The following is an 18,250-nucleotide window of genomic DNA, read 5'->3' as shown; positions in this document are numbered from 1 at the left end:
CCCGCACACAGCCGCCATAGAGCATGTTGCTCGCGGTTGTGGCACTTGGCACTCCGTTCACAGGATCTCACTCCCGATCGCTGATATGCAGCGACGGAGCGAAGGCTAGCCAGTGAAGTGAGCAGGCGCAAGGCCGAAGGATTGTCTAGGAAACTTCCCGCAAATTAAAGGGATATGGACTGCTGGCCTTTAACAATGCATGTCGCCCAGGCAACACCCATCATCTGTGGGAGCTGGCTTGCCTGCGATGCAGACACCTCGGTATTTCAGCAACACGAAGCCTGTGGCAAGTGTGCTGTTGTGGCGAGCAGGCTTGCCCTGCGTTGGGCCGCGAAGCAGCCCCAAACCCAGACACTGAGTTCTTTCAGGAAAATTGCAGTGCCTTTACTGGGGCCGCTTCGCGGCCCAACGCAGGACAAGCCTGCTCGCCACAGGAAAAAGCGGCATACCTATGGCCATCGCAGGCAAGCCAGCTCCCACATGGGTTTTGTGCTGTCAGGTAGAGAGAGATTTACTTGGGATACAACGGCGGCAAGCTGGTGGTGTCCGTTGCCGGGTCTTGGGCGCGCTCAACCATCGGGATGGCCTTGACCGCACGCCATAAATCTTCACCCAGCCAGTATTGGCCGCTCTCGCTGTACAGCGCGCCGTTCAACCCATCCAAGGCATCCGACAGCGGCACGAACCGCGCCGCCATGTCGGCCAGGGTTTCCGGCTGTTGCCGCGCCCAGGCATCCAGTGCCTGGCGCGTGGCTTGCGGGTCGTTGGCCTGGGTGGCGCGCTTGAGGTCGTCCAACAGCGAGCGCGGGCTCGGGCCGGTTTGTACGGCGCGTTGCACGGCGGGTTGGCGACGTGCGCGCCACCACAGGCCGAAACCCAACAGCGTGGTGCAGGCAAGTATCAAGGTGCTCAGTTGCCACAGCCACAGGCGGCTATCGTCCGGTGCGGTAATGACCGTTGGTGTGGCGGGCGTGTCCACCACCAGGCTTGGGTTGGTCGCCACTTGCAGCGTGCGTGCGGGCAGGCTGGTGCGTTCCAGGTGATCTTCGTGGGTGTTCCACCACACCACTTCCACGGCGGGCAACTCCACGGCACCGGCGCGGGTTGGCACCAGAGCTTCGCGGTCCTCACGGCTGCCGATCAGGCCACGGTCGCTGTTTTGGTTGCCGAGCACCGGCTGGTCCGGGTAGCGGCGCAGGCCATTGATGTCGCTGCTGGGCAGGGCCGGCAACTGGGCGCTGGACAGGCCTTCGGCCTTGACCGTGAGGCTGCGGGTCAGGGAGTCGCCCACTTGAACGTGATCAGGCTCGGGATTCCAGACTTCGCTCAGGGTCAAGCTGCGCGCGGGCAGCCAGGCGGCGTCGGCGGGGTAGAACTCCGGCTTGGGCTTGACGGTCAGCGGCAATTGGGCAGAGCTTGCGTGAATCAACTTGCCCGGCTTGGTGCCCTGCAGCGTGTTCTCTTGGGGCGGGCGCGATTCCACCAAGGTGGCGCTGAAAGTCTGCGCCGGAATCACCAAGGCACCGCTGTGCTGCGGGTAAATCGCATAGCGGGTTTCGATTACGCCGTGGCGAATGCTGTTGATGACCTTCTCGTAAGTGCGCGACTCGCCCAATTGTTCAATGCGCGCATCGGGGATTTGCAACGGCGTGAGGCTGCTGTCGTCATACAGCGACACCGAGTGGTACACGCGCACGGTCAACAGCACCTGGGCCTGAACGTACACACTGCTCTGGTCCAGATTGGCTTCGATAAACACCGGGGCCAGTTCGGCACTGGTGTTCTGGCTGGCGGTTTCCAGCACTTGCAGGCTGATCGGCTGGGTCTTGAGTTCGCCCACTTGCAGCGGCGGAATCACCACGGTGCCGTTTTCCTTGGGCAGCAACGTGATGATCCAGCGCGTGGTGGCGTGGTTATCGCCGCCCAAGGTAGTCAGCTGGTTGATCTGGCGCGTGCCGCTCACTTCAAACTGCGCATCCAGAGGTGACAAGTCGGGTTTGCCGAACTGGGTGACGTCGCTGGATTCCACTGTCAACTCCACCGTTTCCCCGGAATTGACGCGGCTGCGGTCGACACTCGCCACCAGGTTGGCCGCCTGGGCGTGGCTTGCCGACAGGGCGAGCAGGAGCAGAAGGGTGGTGCGGCGGCTCATCGAGTCTTGTCCTGATGTTGTTGCTGTTCGTACCAGAATTTACGTCGCAGCAGTTCGCCGGGGTTGTCCGGGATCTGCTGCAGCCATTGCTCCAGCGCCTGGCGGTGCTCGCCATCGAGGCTGGCATCGGCGGGGCGCAAGGGCGGGGTGGTGGTGTGTTCGTCCCCTAGCTCGCTGCCCGGTACGTCGTTGCCGCCGGCTTTGGGCGTGGCGCCCGTCTGGTTATCGCCGGCACTGGCCTGGCCTTGGCCTTGGGGTGATTGCTCGCCCCCCGTGGCACTTTGGCCGCTGCTGCCCGGTTGCGCAGTTTGGCCGGGTTGGGTGGTTTCGTCATCCTCATTTTTGACAGGCTTGGCCGGCTCGGGCTGGGCCTTTTCCTGGATCAGGGTTTCGACCAGCGCTTTGTTTTTCAGCGCCGGTTGCAGGTCGGGCTGGGCTTCGAGTGCTTGCTCATAAGCGTCGATGGCGGCTTCCAGTTCGCCGGATTTGGCCAGCGCATTCCCGCGATTGTAGTGGGAATACGCGTCATTGCCTTGGGCAAAACGCTTGATCGCCTCGGCGTAGTTGCCCGCCTCATACAGTGCCACGCCTTGCCATTGCGGGTCTTCGAAGTGTTTGGCGGCCTCGTTGGGGCGTTGTTTCTTCAGCAGATATTGGCCTTGCTGGTCGGGTCGCAGCCACAGGTCCTGAAGTTCAAAGGCATAGCTGGGCTGCGGCGCACCAAGTAACAGTAACGGCACGCAGAACAGCCAGCCGCGACGCCCGGCGCAGGCGGCGAGCAATAATAACGGTAGCAGCAGCCAGTAACCCTGGTCGGCCCAGGTGTCGAGGTGCAGCAGTTGGCCGTCGTTGCGCAGGGCCTGCGGGCCATCGAGCAGGTTGAGCTGGCGCAGGTCTTTGTCATCCAGGCGCGCGGCGCGGTAGCGGCCACCCATTTCACTGGCAAACGCCTTGAGCGTCGGGCCGTCCAGGCGCGGCACCAGAATGGCGCCCTGGTCATCCTTAAGGAACTCACCGCTTTCCTGGGTCACCGGCGTGCCTTCGCGGCTGCCGATGCCGAGGATCGACAAGCTGGGGGCCTGGGCGCTCTGCAACTGCAGGCGAATGCCTTGACGCTCCTGTTTCGACAGCGACGAGCCGACCAGCAACAGGCGCCCCTGGCCGAGACCGGCTTGCTTGAGCAAACCCAGGGCTTTTTCCACCGCCAGATCGGCACGATGGCCTGGCTCGGGCATGATCGAGGGACGCAGGGCTTCGAGCAGGTTGCGGCTGGTGGCCAGATCATCCGACAGCGGCACCAGCGTATGGGCGCTGCCGGCATACACGACGATGGCGGTGGGCGCGTTGTCGCGTGCCTGCAGCAAGTCATAGAGCTTGCGCCGCGCCTGTTCCAAACGATTGGGCGGGCTGTCGGTGGCGAGCATTTCCGGGGTCAGCTCCAACAGCACCACCACCGGGTCGGCCGGTTTCTGGCTGTTCTGTTCAACCCTTTGCCAACTGGGGCCAAGCAATGCCAGCACGGCCAGCAGCCAGGCGATGCCCAACACCACCCAGGGCGATTTACTTTCGCGGCCATTGCCGCCACTGAGCAGCACCGCATGAAACGCCGGCGGCAAAATCATTTGCCAACGCCCGGCGCGCTTTTGTCGGTGCCACAGCTGCCACAGCAGCCAGCCGAGCAACGGCAGCAGCAACAACCACCAAGGGCGAAACCAGTGTGGCCACAGGTCGATCATCGACGCCTCCGCAAGCGCAGGCGTTTAAGGCGTTGGCGCCATTGCGGGTGCTGTTGCAGGAAAATGCCCTTGGTCGAGAGTTTGTTGAAGGTGCGTTGCAAGGGGTTATTGGGCCAGCGTTCTTGAACCACCAGCAACATGCTCAGGATCAACGCCAGCGCCAGCGGTGCGCTGTACAGCGCCTGGGCCGGGCGTGCCTGGGTCGGCTGTTGCGCGACGGGCTCAAGCTGGTCCAGGGTTTGTTTGATTTTTTGCAGCTCGTCGCCGTCGCGGGCGCGGAAGTAGCGGCCACCGGTGGCGTCCGCGATGGCCTTCAAGGCCGGTTCATCCAGGTCCAGGCTCGGGTTGACGCCCAGGATGCCCAACGAACCGGTTTGCTCCGGGTCGGCGCCGATGCCGATCGGGTAGATTTTCACGCCTTCTTCGGCCGCCAGGCGTGCGGCGGTCAGCGGGTCGATCTGCCCGGCATTGTTGGCGCCATCGGTGACCAGGATCAGCACACGGCTTTGCGCCGGGCGCTGGCGCAGGCGTTTCAAGGCCAGGCCAATCGCATCGCCGATGGCGGTGTTTTTGCCGGCGATGCCGATACGTGCTTCATCCAACCAGGTGCGCACGGTGCGCCGGTCGAAGGTCAGCGGGGCTTGCAGGTAAGCCTGGCTGCCAAACAGGATCAGGCCCACGCGGTCGCCTTCACGGCTTTCCAGGAAGTCGCCGAGCAAATGCTGCACCAGGCTCAGGCGGCTGACGTCATCGTCCTGCCAGTGCATGTCAGGGAAATCCATGGAGCCGGACACATCCACGGCCACCAGCAAGTCACGGCCGCTGGCGGCAATGGGCAGCGGTTCGCCAAGCCACTCCGGGCGCGCGGCGGCGGTCAGCAGCAGCAGCCACAGCACCATGAACGGCGCTTGCTGGCGCCAGCCGGGCAGGTTGACCCGCGCACGGCGGCGCGCCAGGCCCTCAAGGTCGGCCAGGTAGCTGACCTTCAGCGCGGGTTCGCCGCTGTCGGCCACTGGCAGGATGAAGCGCATCAACCACGGCAAGGGCAACAGGGCGAAGATCCACGGCCAGGCGAACTCAAACATGTTTGCGAATCCAGGTATCGACCGCTTGGGTCAGGCCGGCGATGGCCTTGTCGTCGAGTTTGCATTCGGGTTTGTAGGCGCCTTCGACCAACACCATCCAGCGTGTAAGCCCGGCGGCCGGGCAACGGTTGTCGAGGAACGCCAACCATTTGCGCCCGTTTAATGTGTGGCTCTGGCTGTAGGGGTAGTCGTTGCGGCACAGGCGCTTGAGCAGGCCATTGAGCTGCTGCAGCCAGGCACCGGCGGGCGCGCCGTCGTAGGGTTTGGGCATCAGCGCAAGTTCGGCCAGGGCGGCGATGCGCAGCGGGTCCAACGGTTGTTCGGCGCGGGCCACGGGGCGTCGGGTGGGCAGGAAACGGCGCAACCACCATAGGCCCCAGCCCAGCAGCGGGATCACCAGCAGCAGCAGCCACCAACCCGGCGCAGGCGGCCAGAACCCGATGGCCGGCGGGGCGATCAGTGGCTGCAGTTGGTCGAGGCTGCTCATTGCTTTTTAACCGGGCGTTGCGGGTTGAGGTATTCGCGCAATTGCTCGACCATCTCGCTTTGGGTGCTCAGGGGCATCAATAGAATGCGCAGCTTCTGTGCCAGCAGTTCCCAGCGCGCAATGCGTTCCTCAGCCTGGGCTTTATAGGCTTGGCGCAAATCGAAATTCAGCGTGTCCAGTTCCAATTGCGCGCCACGTTCAGCGAAACGCAGCAGCCCGGCGGCGGGCAGGGCGTGGTCCAGTGGGTCGGAGATCGGCAACAATAACAGGTCGCAATGGCGTGACAGCAGGCTCAGCTGTTGCTCGGCGCCTTCGGTCAACGCGCGTTCATCGCAGATCACAATCACCAGGCTGCCCGGGCGCAACACTTCGCGGCCACGGCGCAGCGCCATGCCCAACGCGTCGGCTTCGGGGCGGCTTTCGGTATTCAGGCTCTGGTTCACGCGCACCAGGCGGTTAAGCAATTGCAGCAGGCTTTGTTTACTGCGCCGGGGCTTGATTTCGTAGTGCTCGCTGTCGCCGAACACCAACCCGCCGACGCGGTCGTTGTGCCCCAGCGCGGCCCAGCCGATCAAGCTGGCGGCTTGGGCGGCGAGTACCGATTTGAACATTTGCCCGGAGCCGAAGAACAGCCGACAGCTTTGCTCAACCATGATGAAAATCGGCCGTTCACGTTCTTCATGAAATAGCTTGGTGTGCGGCTCCTGGGTGCGGGCCGTCACGCGCCAGTCGATGGTGCGCACATCGTCGCCAGCCTGGTACACGCGAACTTGGTCGAAGTCGACACCGCGCCCACGCAGCTTGGAGTGGTGCAGGCCAATCAGCGGGCTGCGCTGGCTTGGCGTGGAAAACAGCTGCACTTCGCGCACGCGGTGGCGCATCTCAATCAATTCGCTGAGCGTGACGCGGATTCCATCGCCGGCATTCATGGGGTTCAAGCGACGGCAACGACGTCGAGAATGCGTTGCACCACGCGGTCCTGGTCAATGCCGGCCGCTTCGGCCTCGAACGACAGGATGATGCGGTGACGCAGCACATCAAACAGTACTGCCTGGATATCTTCCGGGCTGACAAAGTCGCGCCCGGCCAGCCACGCATGGGCGCGGGCGCAGCGGTCGAGGGCGATGGAGCCGCGCGGGCTGGCGCCATAGGCGATCCACTCGGCCATCTCCGGGTCGAACTTGGCCGGGGTGCGCGTGGCCATGACCAGTTGCACCAGGTATTCCTCCACCGCATCGGCCATGTACAGGCCGAGGATTTCCTTGCGCGCGGCAAAAATCGCCTGCTGGCTCACGCGGCGCTCGGGCTTGGTTTCGCCATTGAGCGCCTCGCCACGGGCTTGCTGCAGGATGCGTCGTTCGACCGCCGCGTCCGGGAAACCGATTTTGACGTGCATCAAGAAGCGATCGAGCTGGGCCTCGGGCAGCGGGTAGGTGCCTTCCTGCTCAATGGGGTTTTGCGTGGCCATGACCAAAAACAGCGGCGACAGGTCGTAGGTGCTGCGACCCACACTGACCTGGCGCTCGGCCATGGCTTCGAGCAATGCCGACTGCACCTTGGCTGGCGCGCGGTTGATTTCGTCCGCCAGTACCAGGTTGTGAAAGATCGGGCCTTGCTGGAACACGAAGCTGCCGGTTTCCGGGCGATAGATCTCGGTGCCGGTGATGTCGGCCGGCAACAGGTCGGGGGTGAACTGGATACGATGGAACTGCGCTTCAATGCCTTCGGCCAGCTCTTTGATGGCCTTGGTCTTGGCCAGGCCCGGTGCGCCTTCTACCAGCATATGGCCGTCGGCGAGCAGGGCGATCAGCAAGCGATCGATGAGTTTTTCCTGGCCGAGAATCTGCGTAGAAAGAAAGGTTCGCAGCGCAAGCAGCGCTTCACGATGTTCCATCGATGACGGTTCCTGGAGAGATGAGCCCCAACGTCGAAAAAAACCGCCGGGCCTGGGGCATCTACTTTAATGCATCGCAGGGTATAGCGACTAACGACGCGGCGGGTATTTTTAGCAAAACTTGTAGGATTTTTGTGTGGAAAGCACAAATTCCACTGAGGGTCGCTCGGCCCCTGCGGGAGCTGGCTTGCCTGCGATGGCATCAACTGGAGTGACCTGATACACCGAGGTGCCTGCATCGCAGGCAAGCCAGCTCCCACATTTGATCCTTGGAACAGCCTAAATCCGGCTAAAGGTGCCGGTGCCCTTGAGGATGTTCTGCAAGGTTTCTTCAACTTCAGCCAAATCCGACGCGGCGGTGGTGTGGTTGATCCGCAAGTGGTCCTTGCCGCCCAGTGCATCGGCATCACCCGCCGCCAGTTCAATCACCAGCGTGGTGTCACTCAAGGTCACTTTCAGCCCATCCAGGGTCGACGGTTCGTAATCCCAGGTCAGCTCAACCTCATCTTCGTCCGGGTAACGGCTGAGCATGAACATTTCGCCATTATTGCCGTGGCAGCACAGCATGGCCATGTTGTCTTCTTCTTCGTCACAGGGTGTGGCGATCAGGTGGGGAGTGGTCAGTTGCATGGGCAGTCCTCTAAAAGCAGCGTACTTGAACGACGGGCGGCTAATTTTGCCATCGTACAAACGTTTACGCTGCTCTTAAGTGGATGGGACTGCCCCTGCCACTACTGGTATCGCACTTGCAGTGGGTTATTTCGCCAAAATAGTGGCCTTTAACACTGTTTTGATCGGCCCGGTGATGGGCTCTGAAGCCTTGCCAGCCCCCGCAGTCAGTATTGGCTTGAGCGCATTGAATACACCGAACGTAATCCTGTCATCGGCGTTTGCGCGGTCGTTGGCGTTGTCGTGAATGCCCACGCCCACTTCCAGCAATCCGGAGCCCACACTCAGCGCCGTCAGCAAGATGCCCACGGGGGGCAGTGCCAAGCCAATGGGGGTTGCAAGCAGAAGCGCTCCATCCAACCATTTTTTTGCCTTAAGAATTGTTTGCTTGTTGTGGTCTGTGTTCAGCACGAACTCCTGGTTGGTACTGGCTTTCATGCTTTTTTCTGTGCGCTCTTGAACCTCGCTGAAAGGGTCGTCCGTGATCTTTTTGCCATCAAATACGCCACCCTCTTCCCAAAAGCCTTGCCGTTCCAGGAAGTCCACAGCGCCTGGCTCTTTGATGTGCTGTCGAATCAGCTCCAATCGCGCATCGAAGCCTTTTTTAAATAATGAAGACGAAGCATCTTTTGGGGAGAAATGTTTTTTGAAAGCGGCGGCTTTATCTTCGTCAATCAATTGGGTAGCCAGCCATTTATTCATTGCTTGGGGCGAATCGAACGAGTGGATGGGGGACGAATTGCCTGGAATGTATAGAAGCGTTTTCTGAGTATTGACGTCTCTGGTATAGAAAATGTCAGTGGAGTGGAAGCCATTGAAACTCAGAAATTTGGTCTCCAGGCTTGCGTCTGGCGTGTGCGGTTTAACCAGTGTTTCCAGCCCTGCATCCAGATAAGTCTGGTTGGCGGGTACACCGACGAGGCTCATGGCGATCTTTCGGCCTTCCTCGTCCAGCGAGCGCTCATGATGTTGCGCGTGCGCAGCATTAAGGTAGCTAATTTTGGCAAGTGCGGTATAGGACTCACGGGTTTCAGGCGACCACTTGAAGTTCAGGTACTGGTCGTAGGGTTTTTTATAGGCATGGTCCCAGACCATTTTTTTGAAGTCGGCCGGGGGGATCTGAACATGCTGGCCCGCACCGTAAGTAGTGGGTGCGTCGGGCGAGGGCTCAGTCACAATACCGTGATAATAAGTATTGAAATTGCCCACGAGTGGACGTGGGAAAGTGCCGTCCCAATTGGGCTTTTCCGTGTGGCGGGAATTAGGCTGTATGTCGAAGGGTTCGGTAGGTTGCCCTTTGGGAGCCTCTTGTTTTCCAGTCATCCCCTTGGGCCGTGGCGTGTGTTGAATATTCAGGCATGCCGCATCCGCCAGGGAGATTTTTTGTGTAATGACCGCCTTGTGAGGCGTGGTGTTTTTGTCATAAGCAAAGGTGACCAGAAAGGTTTTTTCCGGATCGGCGTCGATCCCCCACTTTTGTTTAATCTGGGCTGCCACATGTTCTGAGGTATGTTGAGTGGCGGACATGAAGGGTTTGTACTTGTCGGCTGCATACCTGTCGAGCGCGTTGTTTCTTTTTAATGGCTCGGAAAAATAAGAGGCTGGCCAGCTATCGTGTTGCACGGCAGGTTGTTCTGGCCGTACGGTCTGCTCGCCCCACTTCAACTCCGGGCGATCCCAGTTTAATTCAGGGAGGGGAGGCTTATTATGGGCTTGGCGCGGTGTTGGGTAAGTGGGAACGCCATTCGGTACATTCGTCGAGGCACTGATAATACCCTGACTTACAGTTGCAGTTATGCTGGTCATACTAAACGCTCACTTCAATTAATCAGTGGGCCGTCCGTGGTGTGTTTGCGCAATCGATGCTGTGTGCATCGAGTCAGTTTTAATTGGTCGAATGAGCTGTATTCACTCCATTCAAAATGCCTATGGCCTACACAGAAAAAAACTATCGTCCTACTCGCCCAGGTGCAGGGCGCTAGAGAATGTTCAGCGCTGCCTGCGCTTGACCGAATATGTCGCCGTACGGAAAGCAACCGTCTTCCTACACTCGTTAAGCTGCGCAGTGGATGCGCCACCGTCAGGCCGTTGACCTGCCCGTCGTACCGTCACTTGCCAAACGGCGCATCCGATGTGACCTGATCGCCTTGCGCAGCTTCACCCACCTGTCACCTCGATTCGTTATAAGGTTATTGACGAACAGAGCTGACGGTCTCCCCGCAAGGGGATAACACGCGACGCTTCCATCAATAACAAGCCCAAGCGGAGTACCACAGATGGCGTTCTTCACCGCAGCCAGCAAGTCCGACTTCCAGCATCAACTGCAAGCGGCACTGGCGCAGCACATCAGTGAACAGGCACTGCCACAAGTGGCGCTGTTCGCTGAGCAATTCTTCGGCATTATTTCCCTGGACGAACTGACCCAACGTCGCCTTTCCGACCTGGCCGGTTGCACCCTGTCTGCCTGGCGCCTGCTTGAGCGCTTTGATCACACCCAACCGCAAGTGCGGGTCTACAACCCCGATTACGAACGTCATGGCTGGCAGTCGACCCACACCGCGGTCGAAGTACTGCACCATGACCTGCCATTTCTGGTCGACTCGGTACGCACCGAGCTGAATCGCCGTGGCTACAGCATCCACACCCTGCAAACCACCGTGCTCAGCGTGCGTCGCGGCAAAAAAGGCGAGTTGCTGGAAATCCTGCCCAAAGGCACCCAGGGCGAAGGCATTCTGCAAGAATCGCTGATGTACCTGGAAATCGACCGTTGCGCCAATGCCGCCGAACTCAACGTGCTGAGCAAAGAGCTTGAGCAAGTGCTGGGCGAAGTGCGCGTGGCCGTGGCCGATTTCGAACCGATGAAAGCCAAGGTCCAGGACCTGCTGGCCGGTATCGACGCGAGCCAGTTCAGCATCGACGGCGAAGAAAAAGCCGAGATCAAGAGCTTCCTGGAATGGCTGGTGGGCAACCACTTCACCTTCCTTGGCTATGAAGAGTTTGTGGTACGTGACGAGGCGGACGGCGGTCATATCGAATATGACACCGGCTCCTTCCTCGGTCTGACCAAATTGCTGCGTGCCGGCCTCACCGCCGAAGACACGCGCATCGAAGACTACGCCGTGGCTTACCTGCGTGAACCGACCGTGCTGTCGTTCGCCAAGGCCGCGCACCCAAGCCGCGTGCACCGTCCGGCGTACCCGGACTATGTGTCGATCCGTGAGATCAGCGCCGACGGCAAGGTGATCAAGGAACACCGCTTCATGGGCCTCTACACCTCGTCGGTGTACGGCGAAAGCGTGCGAGTGATCCCTTACATCCGCCGTAAAGTCGCGGAAATCGAGCGCCGCTCGGGCTTCCAGGCCAAGGCACACCTGGGCAAAGAGCTGGCCCAGGTGGTTGAAGTCTTGCCGCGTGATGACCTGTTCCAGACCCCGGTCGACGAGCTGTTCAACACCGTGATGTCGATCGTGCAGATCCAGGAGCGCAACAAGATTCGCGTGTTCCTGCGCAAAGACCCGTACGGTCGTTTCTGCTACTGCCTGGCCTACGTGCCGCGCGACATCTATTCCACCGAAGTGCGCCAGAAGATCCAGCAAGTGCTGATGGATCGCCTGAAAGCCTCGGACTGCGAATTCTGGACCTTCTTCTCCGAATCCGTACTGGCCCGTGTGCAGTTGATTCTGCGGGTTGACCCGAAGAACCGCCTGGACATCGACCCGCTTCAGCTGGAAAAAGAAGTGGTGCAGGCCTGCCGCAGCTGGCAGGACGACTACGCCAGCCTGGTGGTGGAAAGCTTCGGCGAAGCCCAGGGCACCAACGTGCTGGCGGATTTCCCGAAAGGCTTCCCGGCAGGTTACCGCGAGCGTTTTGCTGCGCATTCGGCTGTGGTCGATATGCAGCACCTCAACAGCCTGACCGAAGCCAACCCGTTGGTCATGAGCTTCTATCAGCCGCTGGGCCAGGTCTCCGGCCAGCGTGAGCTGCATTGCAAGCTCTACCACGCCGACACGCCACTGGCGCTGTCCGACGTGCTGCCGATCCTGGAAAACCTCGGCCTGCGCGTGCTGGGCGAGTTCCCGTACCGCCTGCGTCACGCCAATGGCCGTGAGTTCTGGATCCATGATTTTGCGTTCATTGCCGCCGAAGGCGTGAACCTGGATATCCAGCAGCTCAACGACACCCTGCAGGACGCGTTCGTGCACATCGTGCATGGCGATGCCGAAAACGATGCGTTCAACCGTCTGGTACTTACCGCCGGCCTGCCTTGGCGCGACGTGGCGCTGCTGCGTGCTTACGCGCGTTACCTCAAGCAGATCCGCCTGGGCTTCGACCTGGGTTACATCGCCAGCACCCTGAACAACCACACCGACATCGCTCGCGAGTTGACCCGGTTGTTCAAGACCCGCTTCTACCTGGCGCGCAAGCTCACCGCCGATGACCTCGAAGACAAGCAGCAACGCCTGGAACAAGCGATTCTCACGGCCCTGGACGATGTTCAGGTGCTTAACGAAGACCGCATCCTGCGTCGCTACCTGGACCTGATCAAGGCTACCCTGCGCACCAACTTCTACCAGACCGACGCCAACGGCCAGAACAAGTCGTACTTCAGCTTCAAGTTCGACCCGCGTGCGATTCCTGAGCTGCCCAAGCCGGTGCCGAAGTTTGAAATCTTCGTGTACTCGCCGCGCGTTGAAGGCGTGCACCTGCGCTTTGGTAACGTTGCGCGCGGCGGCCTGCGCTGGTCCGACCGTGAAGAAGACTTCCGTACCGAAGTGCTCGGCCTGGTAAAAGCCCAGCAGGTCAAGAACTCGGTCATCGTGCCGGTGGGCGCGAAGGGCGGCTTCCTGCCGCGTCGCCTGCCATTGGGCGGCACCCGTGACGAGATCGCGGCCGAGGGCATCGCCTGCTACCGCATCTTCATTTCCGGCCTGTTGGACATTACCGACAACCTCAAGGACGGCGCCCTGGTGCCACCGGTCAACGTCGTGCGTCATGACGACGATGACCCGTACCTGGTCGTCGCGGCGGACAAGGGCACTGCGACCTTCTCCGACATCGCCAACGGCATTGCCATCGACTACGGCTTCTGGCTGGGCGATGCGTTCGCTTCCGGTGGTTCGGCAGGTTACGACCACAAGAAAATGGGCATCACCGCCAAGGGCGCGTGGGTCGGTGTACAGCGTCACTTCCGTGAGCGCGGCATCAACGTGCAGGAAGACAGCATCACCGTGGTGGGCGTCGGCGACATGGCCGGTGACGTGTTCGGTAACGGCTTGCTGATGTCCGACAAGCTGCAACTGGTCGCGGCCTTCAACCACCTGCATATCTTCATCGACCCGAACCCGAACCCGGCGACCAGCTTCGTCGAGCGCCAGCGCATGTTTGAGCTGCCGCGTTCGGCGTGGACCGACTACGACACCAGCATCATGTCCGAAGGCGGCGGGATCTTCTCGCGCAGTGCCAAAAGCATCGCTATTTCGCCACAGATGAAAGAACGCTTCGACATCCAGGCCGACAAGCTGACCCCGACCGAACTGCTCAACGCCTTGCTCAAGGCGCCGGTGGACCTGTTGTGGAACGGCGGTATCGGCACTTACGTCAAGGCCAGCACTGAAAGCCACGCCGACGTGGGCGACAAGGCCAACGACGCGTTGCGCGTCAATGGCAATGAGCTGCGCTGCAAAGTAGTGGGCGAGGGCGGTAACCTCGGCATGACCCAATTGGGCCGTGTGGAATTCGGCCTCAATGGCGGCGGCTCCAACACTGACTTCATCGACAACGCCGGTGGTGTGGACTGCTCCGACCACGAAGTGAACATCAAGATCCTGCTCAACGAAGTGGTGCAGGCCGGTGACATGACCGACAAGCAGCGAAACCAGCTGCTGGCGAGCATGACCGACGAAGTCGGCAACCTGGTGTTGGGCAACAACTACAAGCAGACCCAGGCGTTGTCCCTGGCCGCGCGCAAGGCTTACGAGCGTGCTGCCGAGTACAAGCGCCTGATGAGCGACCTGGAAGGCCGTGGCAAGCTGGACCGCGCCATCGAGTACCTGCCGACCGAAGAGCAGCTTGTGGAGCGTGCCTCCACCGGTAAGGGTTTGACCCGTCCTGAGCTGTCGGTGTTGATCTCCTACAGCAAGATCGACCTCAAGGAAGCCCTGCTCAAGTCGCTGGTGCCGGATGACGACTACCTGACCCGTGACATGGAGACCGCGTTCCCACCGAGCCTGGTGGCCAAGTTCGGCGAAGCCATGCGCCGTCACCGCCTCAAGCGCGAAATCGTCAGCACCCAGATCGCCAACGACCTGGTCAACCACATGGGCATTACCTTCGTTCAACGACTCAAAGAGTCGACCGGCATGAGCCCGGCGAACGTGGCCGGTGCTTACGTGATCGTGCGTGACATCTTCCACCTCCCGCACTGGTTCCGTCAGATCGAAGCCCTGGACCACCAGGTGTCCGCCGACGTGCAACTGGAGCTGATGGATGAGCTGATGCGCCTGGGCCGTCGTGCCACGCGCTGGTTCCTGCGCAGCCGTCGCAACGAGCAGGACGCTGGCCGCGACACCGCGCACTTCGGTCCGCACCTGGCGGCGTTGGGCCTCAAGCTCGACGAATTGCTGGAAGGCCCGACCCGCGAAGGCTGGCAGAACCGCTACCAGGCCTATACCGAAGCCGGCGTACCGGAATTGTTGGCGCGCATGGTTGCAGGCACGACTCACCTGTACACCTTGCTGCCGATTATCGAAGCCGCCGACGTGACCGGGCATGACGCCGCCGAAGTGGCCAAGGCCTACTTCGCCGTCGGCAGCGCGCTGGACCTGCCGTGGTACCTGCAGCAGATCAGCGATCTGCCGGTGGCCAACAACTGGCAGGCCCAGGCCCGCGAAGCGTTCCGCGACGATGTGGACTGGCAGCAACGGGCGATCACCATCTCGGTACTGCAAATGGCCGACGCGCCACAAGACATGGAAGCCCGCGTGGCCCTGTGGCTTGAGCAGCACCAGGACATGGCCGATCGCTGGCGCGCAATGATGGTCGAAATCCGTGCAGCAGTCGGCACGGACTACGCCATGTATGCGGTCGCCAACCGTGAGTTGCTCGACCTGGCGTTGAGCGGTCAGTCGGTGCTGCAACCGGCTTGATCCCTCGGTAAAACAAAAGCCCCCGTATCGTAAGATGCGGGGGCTTTTTGTTGGCGCCACATTCATCAAACCCCACACACCCAATGTGGGAGCTGGCTTGCCTGCGATAGCGGTCTTTCAGTAACAGGAAGGCTGCTGACCCACCGCTATCACAGGCAAGCCAGCTCCCACAGTTTGATGTTCATCCACTTGGACTCAGTGGTGTTTGAGTAATTTGCTTTCCAGATGATCCAGGTGCTGAGTCATCAGGGTCACGGCGCCACTTGAATCGCGTTGCTCCACCGCATCGACAATCCCCAGATGCTCCTGCCAGGCGCAGTAGGTGCAGGCTTTCGCCTCATATTGCGCAATGATCAATGACGTCAACGGCACCAGGCTGTTGAGGAATTGCGCCAACGGTGCGTTGCCTGCCATCTGCGCCAATTGAAGATGAAACTCCCCCGATAATCGAATCGCTGGCCCACGCTGGTCGCGTACGATGCAGTCGCGCTCCCGTGCAATCAACTCGCGCAGCTGGCGTATCTGCGGGGTGGTCGCTTGGGCGCAGGCCAACTGCACCACGGTGATCTCGGTCATCCGCCGCGCCTCCAGAATCTGACGCGCCTGCTGCGCATCCGGCGCCGCCACCTGGGCACGCTGGTTGGGGCGCAGGATGATCACTTGCTGATGGGACAGCTTGGCCAGCACACGGCGAATCACACTGCGGCTCACACCAAAGGTTTCGCCCAGGCTCTCTTCGGTAAAACGGCTGGCCGGGGCGATGCGTTGTTCGAGGATGGCATCGAACAGGCGTGGGTAGATGTCATCCACCGAAAGTTTTTTACCGCCAACCAGGCGCAGGGCAGGGAGGACGGCATTGCGTTGCAGGGCGGGGGCGCTCATGGTCGGTCTCCAAAAAATCAGCTGCCCAGATGGTCGTCCGGGATATTCAAACGAATGCCCATGCGCAGGCCTTCCTGGAGGATATGTCGGCGCATTTCGGCGCTGGCCAGGGCGCTGTTCTTGTTGCGGATGGCGCGCACCACGGCGTCGTTTTCCTGCAGGCGTTCGGCCAAGTGCTCGGGTGAATTGCGCAGTACCTGGGCGCTTTGCTTGAGGGCGTTGCTGGTTTGTTGCACCACGTTCTGGAAGATCGGGTTGGACGTCAGCGCGAACAGCTCTTCGTGAAAGCCGATGTAGGCGTTCATGCCCGCTTCGGCGTCGCCGGCATCCAGGGCTTCGCGCATGTCCATCAAGGTCAGGCGCAATTGGCCGACTTCCTTGCTGCTGATGGACTGGGCCACCAGGCCGACAATGAAGGGTTCGAGGGTGTAGCGCAGTTGCAGGATATCTTCGAGGCTGGCGTCGGCCACGGCATCGCTGGACTGTGGCTCGCTGACGCTGGTTTCCAGCACGACCACGCCTTTGCCGGGCATCGAGCGCACCAGGCCCAGGGTTTCCAGCACGATCACGGCTTCGCGCAGGCTCGGGCGGCTGATGCCCATCTGCTCGGCCAGTTCACGCTGGCCGGGGAGCATGTCGCCCTGGCGCCACTGGCCCCGCTTGAGTGCGGCGCGCAGTTTTTCTACGACTGAGTTGACGACGGTTGAAGTGCTGATCACGTCTACGTCTCCTTGGATGTTGCCAATAGGGTCGCGATTCCATGTGGGACCCGACAAGCCAGCTCCCACAGTTGGATCGTATTGCTAGAATTCCTGATGCGCCGGCAGCACCGGCTTCTTGGCCTGGAAGGCATACCCTTGCTCGCCATCGAGCACCTTGTTGGCGCGCTGGATATCAATGTCTTTTTCCCAACGGGCAATGGCCACGGTAGCGACACAGTTGCCGATCAGGTTAGTCAGCGCGCGGCCGATGCCCATGAACCAGTCCACCGCCAACACCAGCACCAGCCCCACCACCGGAATTGCCGGGATCGCGGTCAGCGTGGCCGCCAAAATCACCAGCGCCGAGCCCGGAATGCCGTGGGCACCTTTGGAGGTGATCAACGACACCAGCAGGATGGTCAGCAAATCAGTCATCGACAGCGGTGTCCCGGTGGCATTGGCGATAAATACGATGGCCAGGGTCAGGTAGATCGAGAAACCGTCGAGGTTGAACGAATAACCGGTCGGAATCACCAGGCCGACGGTGGAGCTGCCAATGCCCAAGTGCTCGAGTTTACGCATGATCTGCGGCAATACCGCGTCGGAGGAGGCGGTGCCCATCACGATCAGCAGCTCTTCGCGCAGGTACTTGAGCAGCGGCAGCATGCGCAGGCCGGACAAACGCATCACCAGGCCCAGCACCAGCCCGACAAAAGCAAAGCAGGTCAGGTAGAACAAACCCACCAGGCTGCCCAGGTGTTGCAGCGAATCCAGGCCGTAGGTACTGGTGGTAAAGGCGATGGCGCCGAATACACCGATCGGCGCCAGACGCACAATCATGCCCATGATGCGAAAGATCACATGGCTCAGCTCGTTGATCAGCCGCGAGATGCCGGAAGCGGCTTCGCCCACCAGGTTCAGCGCGCTGCCGAACAGCACCGAAAACAGCAGCACTTGCAGCACATTGTTGTCGGCAAAGGCGCCGATCACCGAATTGGGGATCAGGTCCATCAGGAACTGGCTGGTGCCGCGAATGTGCTGGCCCTTGTCGGCCAGCTCATTGAGACCGGCGGACGACAGTTGCTCCAAGTGAATATTGGCGCCTTGGCCGATACCCGTGCTGAAGGCCATGATCAGGCCGATCACCAGGGCGACGGTGGTCAGCACTTCGAAGTAGATCACTGACTTCAAGCCAATGCGTCCGACCTTCTTCAGGTCGCCGGCGCCGGAGATCCCGCTGACCACCACGCAGAATACGATCAGGCCAATCAGCATTTTGATCAGCTTGATAAAGCCGTCACCCAGGGGTTTGAGTTGTGAGGAGAATTCGGGAAGGGCCAGGCCGCAGATAACGCCTAACATCAGGCCAATCACGACTTGCAGGAAAATCGAACGCGAGCACCATCTGAGCATGGGAGGGATCTCTATTCGGTGCCCTGGTGGTTCCAGGGCTTAATTGTTGTGGTCTTACCGGTATGTCCAGTGCGCGGCCAGTCTAC

Annotated in this window: 12 protein-coding genes; 1 reads left to right on the top strand and 11 read right to left on the bottom strand. The window is 60.7% G+C overall.

Annotated features, from left to right (window positions below):
• Positions 1–511 precede the first annotated feature (511 nt).
• From HBO23_RS21290 to HBO23_RS21255, 8 genes are all read right to left on the bottom strand, one after another.
• Positions 512–2,152 (bottom strand): BatD family protein, encoded by a 1,641-nt coding sequence (locus tag HBO23_RS21290; protein WP_170039624.1) that lies wholly within the window; start codon positions 2,150–2,152, stop codon positions 512–514.
• A complete protein-coding gene (locus HBO23_RS21285; RefSeq protein WP_099549322.1) occupies positions 2,149–3,888 on the bottom strand; it encodes a tetratricopeptide repeat protein in 1,740 nt (579 codons plus the stop codon). The genes HBO23_RS21290 and HBO23_RS21285 overlap by 4 nt, the downstream gene beginning before the upstream one ends.
• A complete protein-coding gene (locus tag HBO23_RS21280; RefSeq protein WP_170039621.1) occupies positions 3,885–4,973 on the bottom strand; it encodes a VWA domain-containing protein in 1,089 nt (362 codons plus the stop codon). Before HBO23_RS21280 ends, HBO23_RS21285 begins: the two co-directional genes overlap by 4 nt.
• Positions 4,966–5,460: a DUF4381 domain-containing protein gene (locus tag HBO23_RS21275; protein WP_017136650.1), complete on the bottom strand. Its 495-nt coding sequence runs from the start codon at positions 5,458–5,460 to the stop codon at positions 4,966–4,968. The genes HBO23_RS21280 and HBO23_RS21275 overlap by 8 nt, the downstream gene beginning before the upstream one ends.
• Positions 5,457–6,389, bottom strand: a complete 933-nt coding sequence (locus tag HBO23_RS21270; RefSeq protein WP_017136649.1) for a DUF58 domain-containing protein — start codon at positions 6,387–6,389, stop codon at positions 5,457–5,459. Before HBO23_RS21270 ends, HBO23_RS21275 begins: the two co-directional genes overlap by 4 nt.
• A 5-nt stretch (positions 6,390–6,394) precedes the next feature.
• Positions 6,395–7,354 (bottom strand): MoxR family ATPase, encoded by a 960-nt coding sequence (locus HBO23_RS21265; RefSeq protein ID WP_003174327.1) that lies wholly within the window; start codon positions 7,352–7,354, stop codon positions 6,395–6,397.
• A gap of 279 nt (positions 7,355–7,633) precedes the next feature.
• Positions 7,634–7,984, bottom strand: coding sequence for a hypothetical protein (locus HBO23_RS21260; protein ID WP_017136648.1), 351 nt, complete (start codon positions 7,982–7,984; stop codon positions 7,634–7,636).
• Positions 7,985–8,110: 126 nt separating this feature from the next.
• Positions 8,111–9,829 carry a DUF6543 domain-containing protein gene (locus HBO23_RS21255; RefSeq protein WP_170039618.1) on the bottom strand — a complete coding sequence of 573 codons (1,719 nt, stop codon included), beginning with the start codon at positions 9,827–9,829 and terminating at the stop codon, positions 8,111–8,113.
• 470 nt (positions 9,830–10,299) lie between these two features.
• On the opposite strand from HBO23_RS21255, the gene HBO23_RS21250 reads away from it, so the two are divergent.
• Entirely contained in the window at positions 10,300–15,168 is a 4,869-nt protein-coding gene (locus HBO23_RS21250) for an NAD-glutamate dehydrogenase (protein ID WP_017136646.1), read from the top strand.
• Positions 15,169–15,363: 195 nt separating this feature from the next.
• Here HBO23_RS21250 and HBO23_RS21245 read toward each other — a convergent pair whose 3' ends face one another.
• The 3 genes from HBO23_RS21245 to HBO23_RS21235 form a co-directional block, all read right to left on the bottom strand.
• Positions 15,364–16,050 (bottom strand): GntR family transcriptional regulator, encoded by a 687-nt coding sequence (locus tag HBO23_RS21245; RefSeq protein WP_170039615.1) that lies wholly within the window; start codon positions 16,048–16,050, stop codon positions 15,364–15,366.
• 17 nt (positions 16,051–16,067) lie between these two features.
• Positions 16,068–16,769: a FadR/GntR family transcriptional regulator gene (locus HBO23_RS21240; protein ID WP_017136644.1), complete on the bottom strand. Its 702-nt coding sequence runs from the start codon at positions 16,767–16,769 to the stop codon at positions 16,068–16,070.
• A gap of 84 nt (positions 16,770–16,853) precedes the next feature.
• Positions 16,854–18,179, bottom strand: coding sequence for a C4-dicarboxylate transporter DctA (locus HBO23_RS21235; protein WP_169986452.1), 1,326 nt, complete (start codon positions 18,177–18,179; stop codon positions 16,854–16,856).
• Between the last annotated feature and the right edge of the window lie 71 nt (positions 18,180–18,250).

This window comes from Pseudomonas sp. WS 5532 (assembly GCF_012985445.1).
In the GTDB taxonomy this organism is placed as follows: Bacteria; Pseudomonadota; Gammaproteobacteria; order Pseudomonadales; family Pseudomonadaceae; genus Aquipseudomonas; species Aquipseudomonas edaphica.
This window is presented reverse-complemented; position numbering and strand designations above follow the sequence as displayed.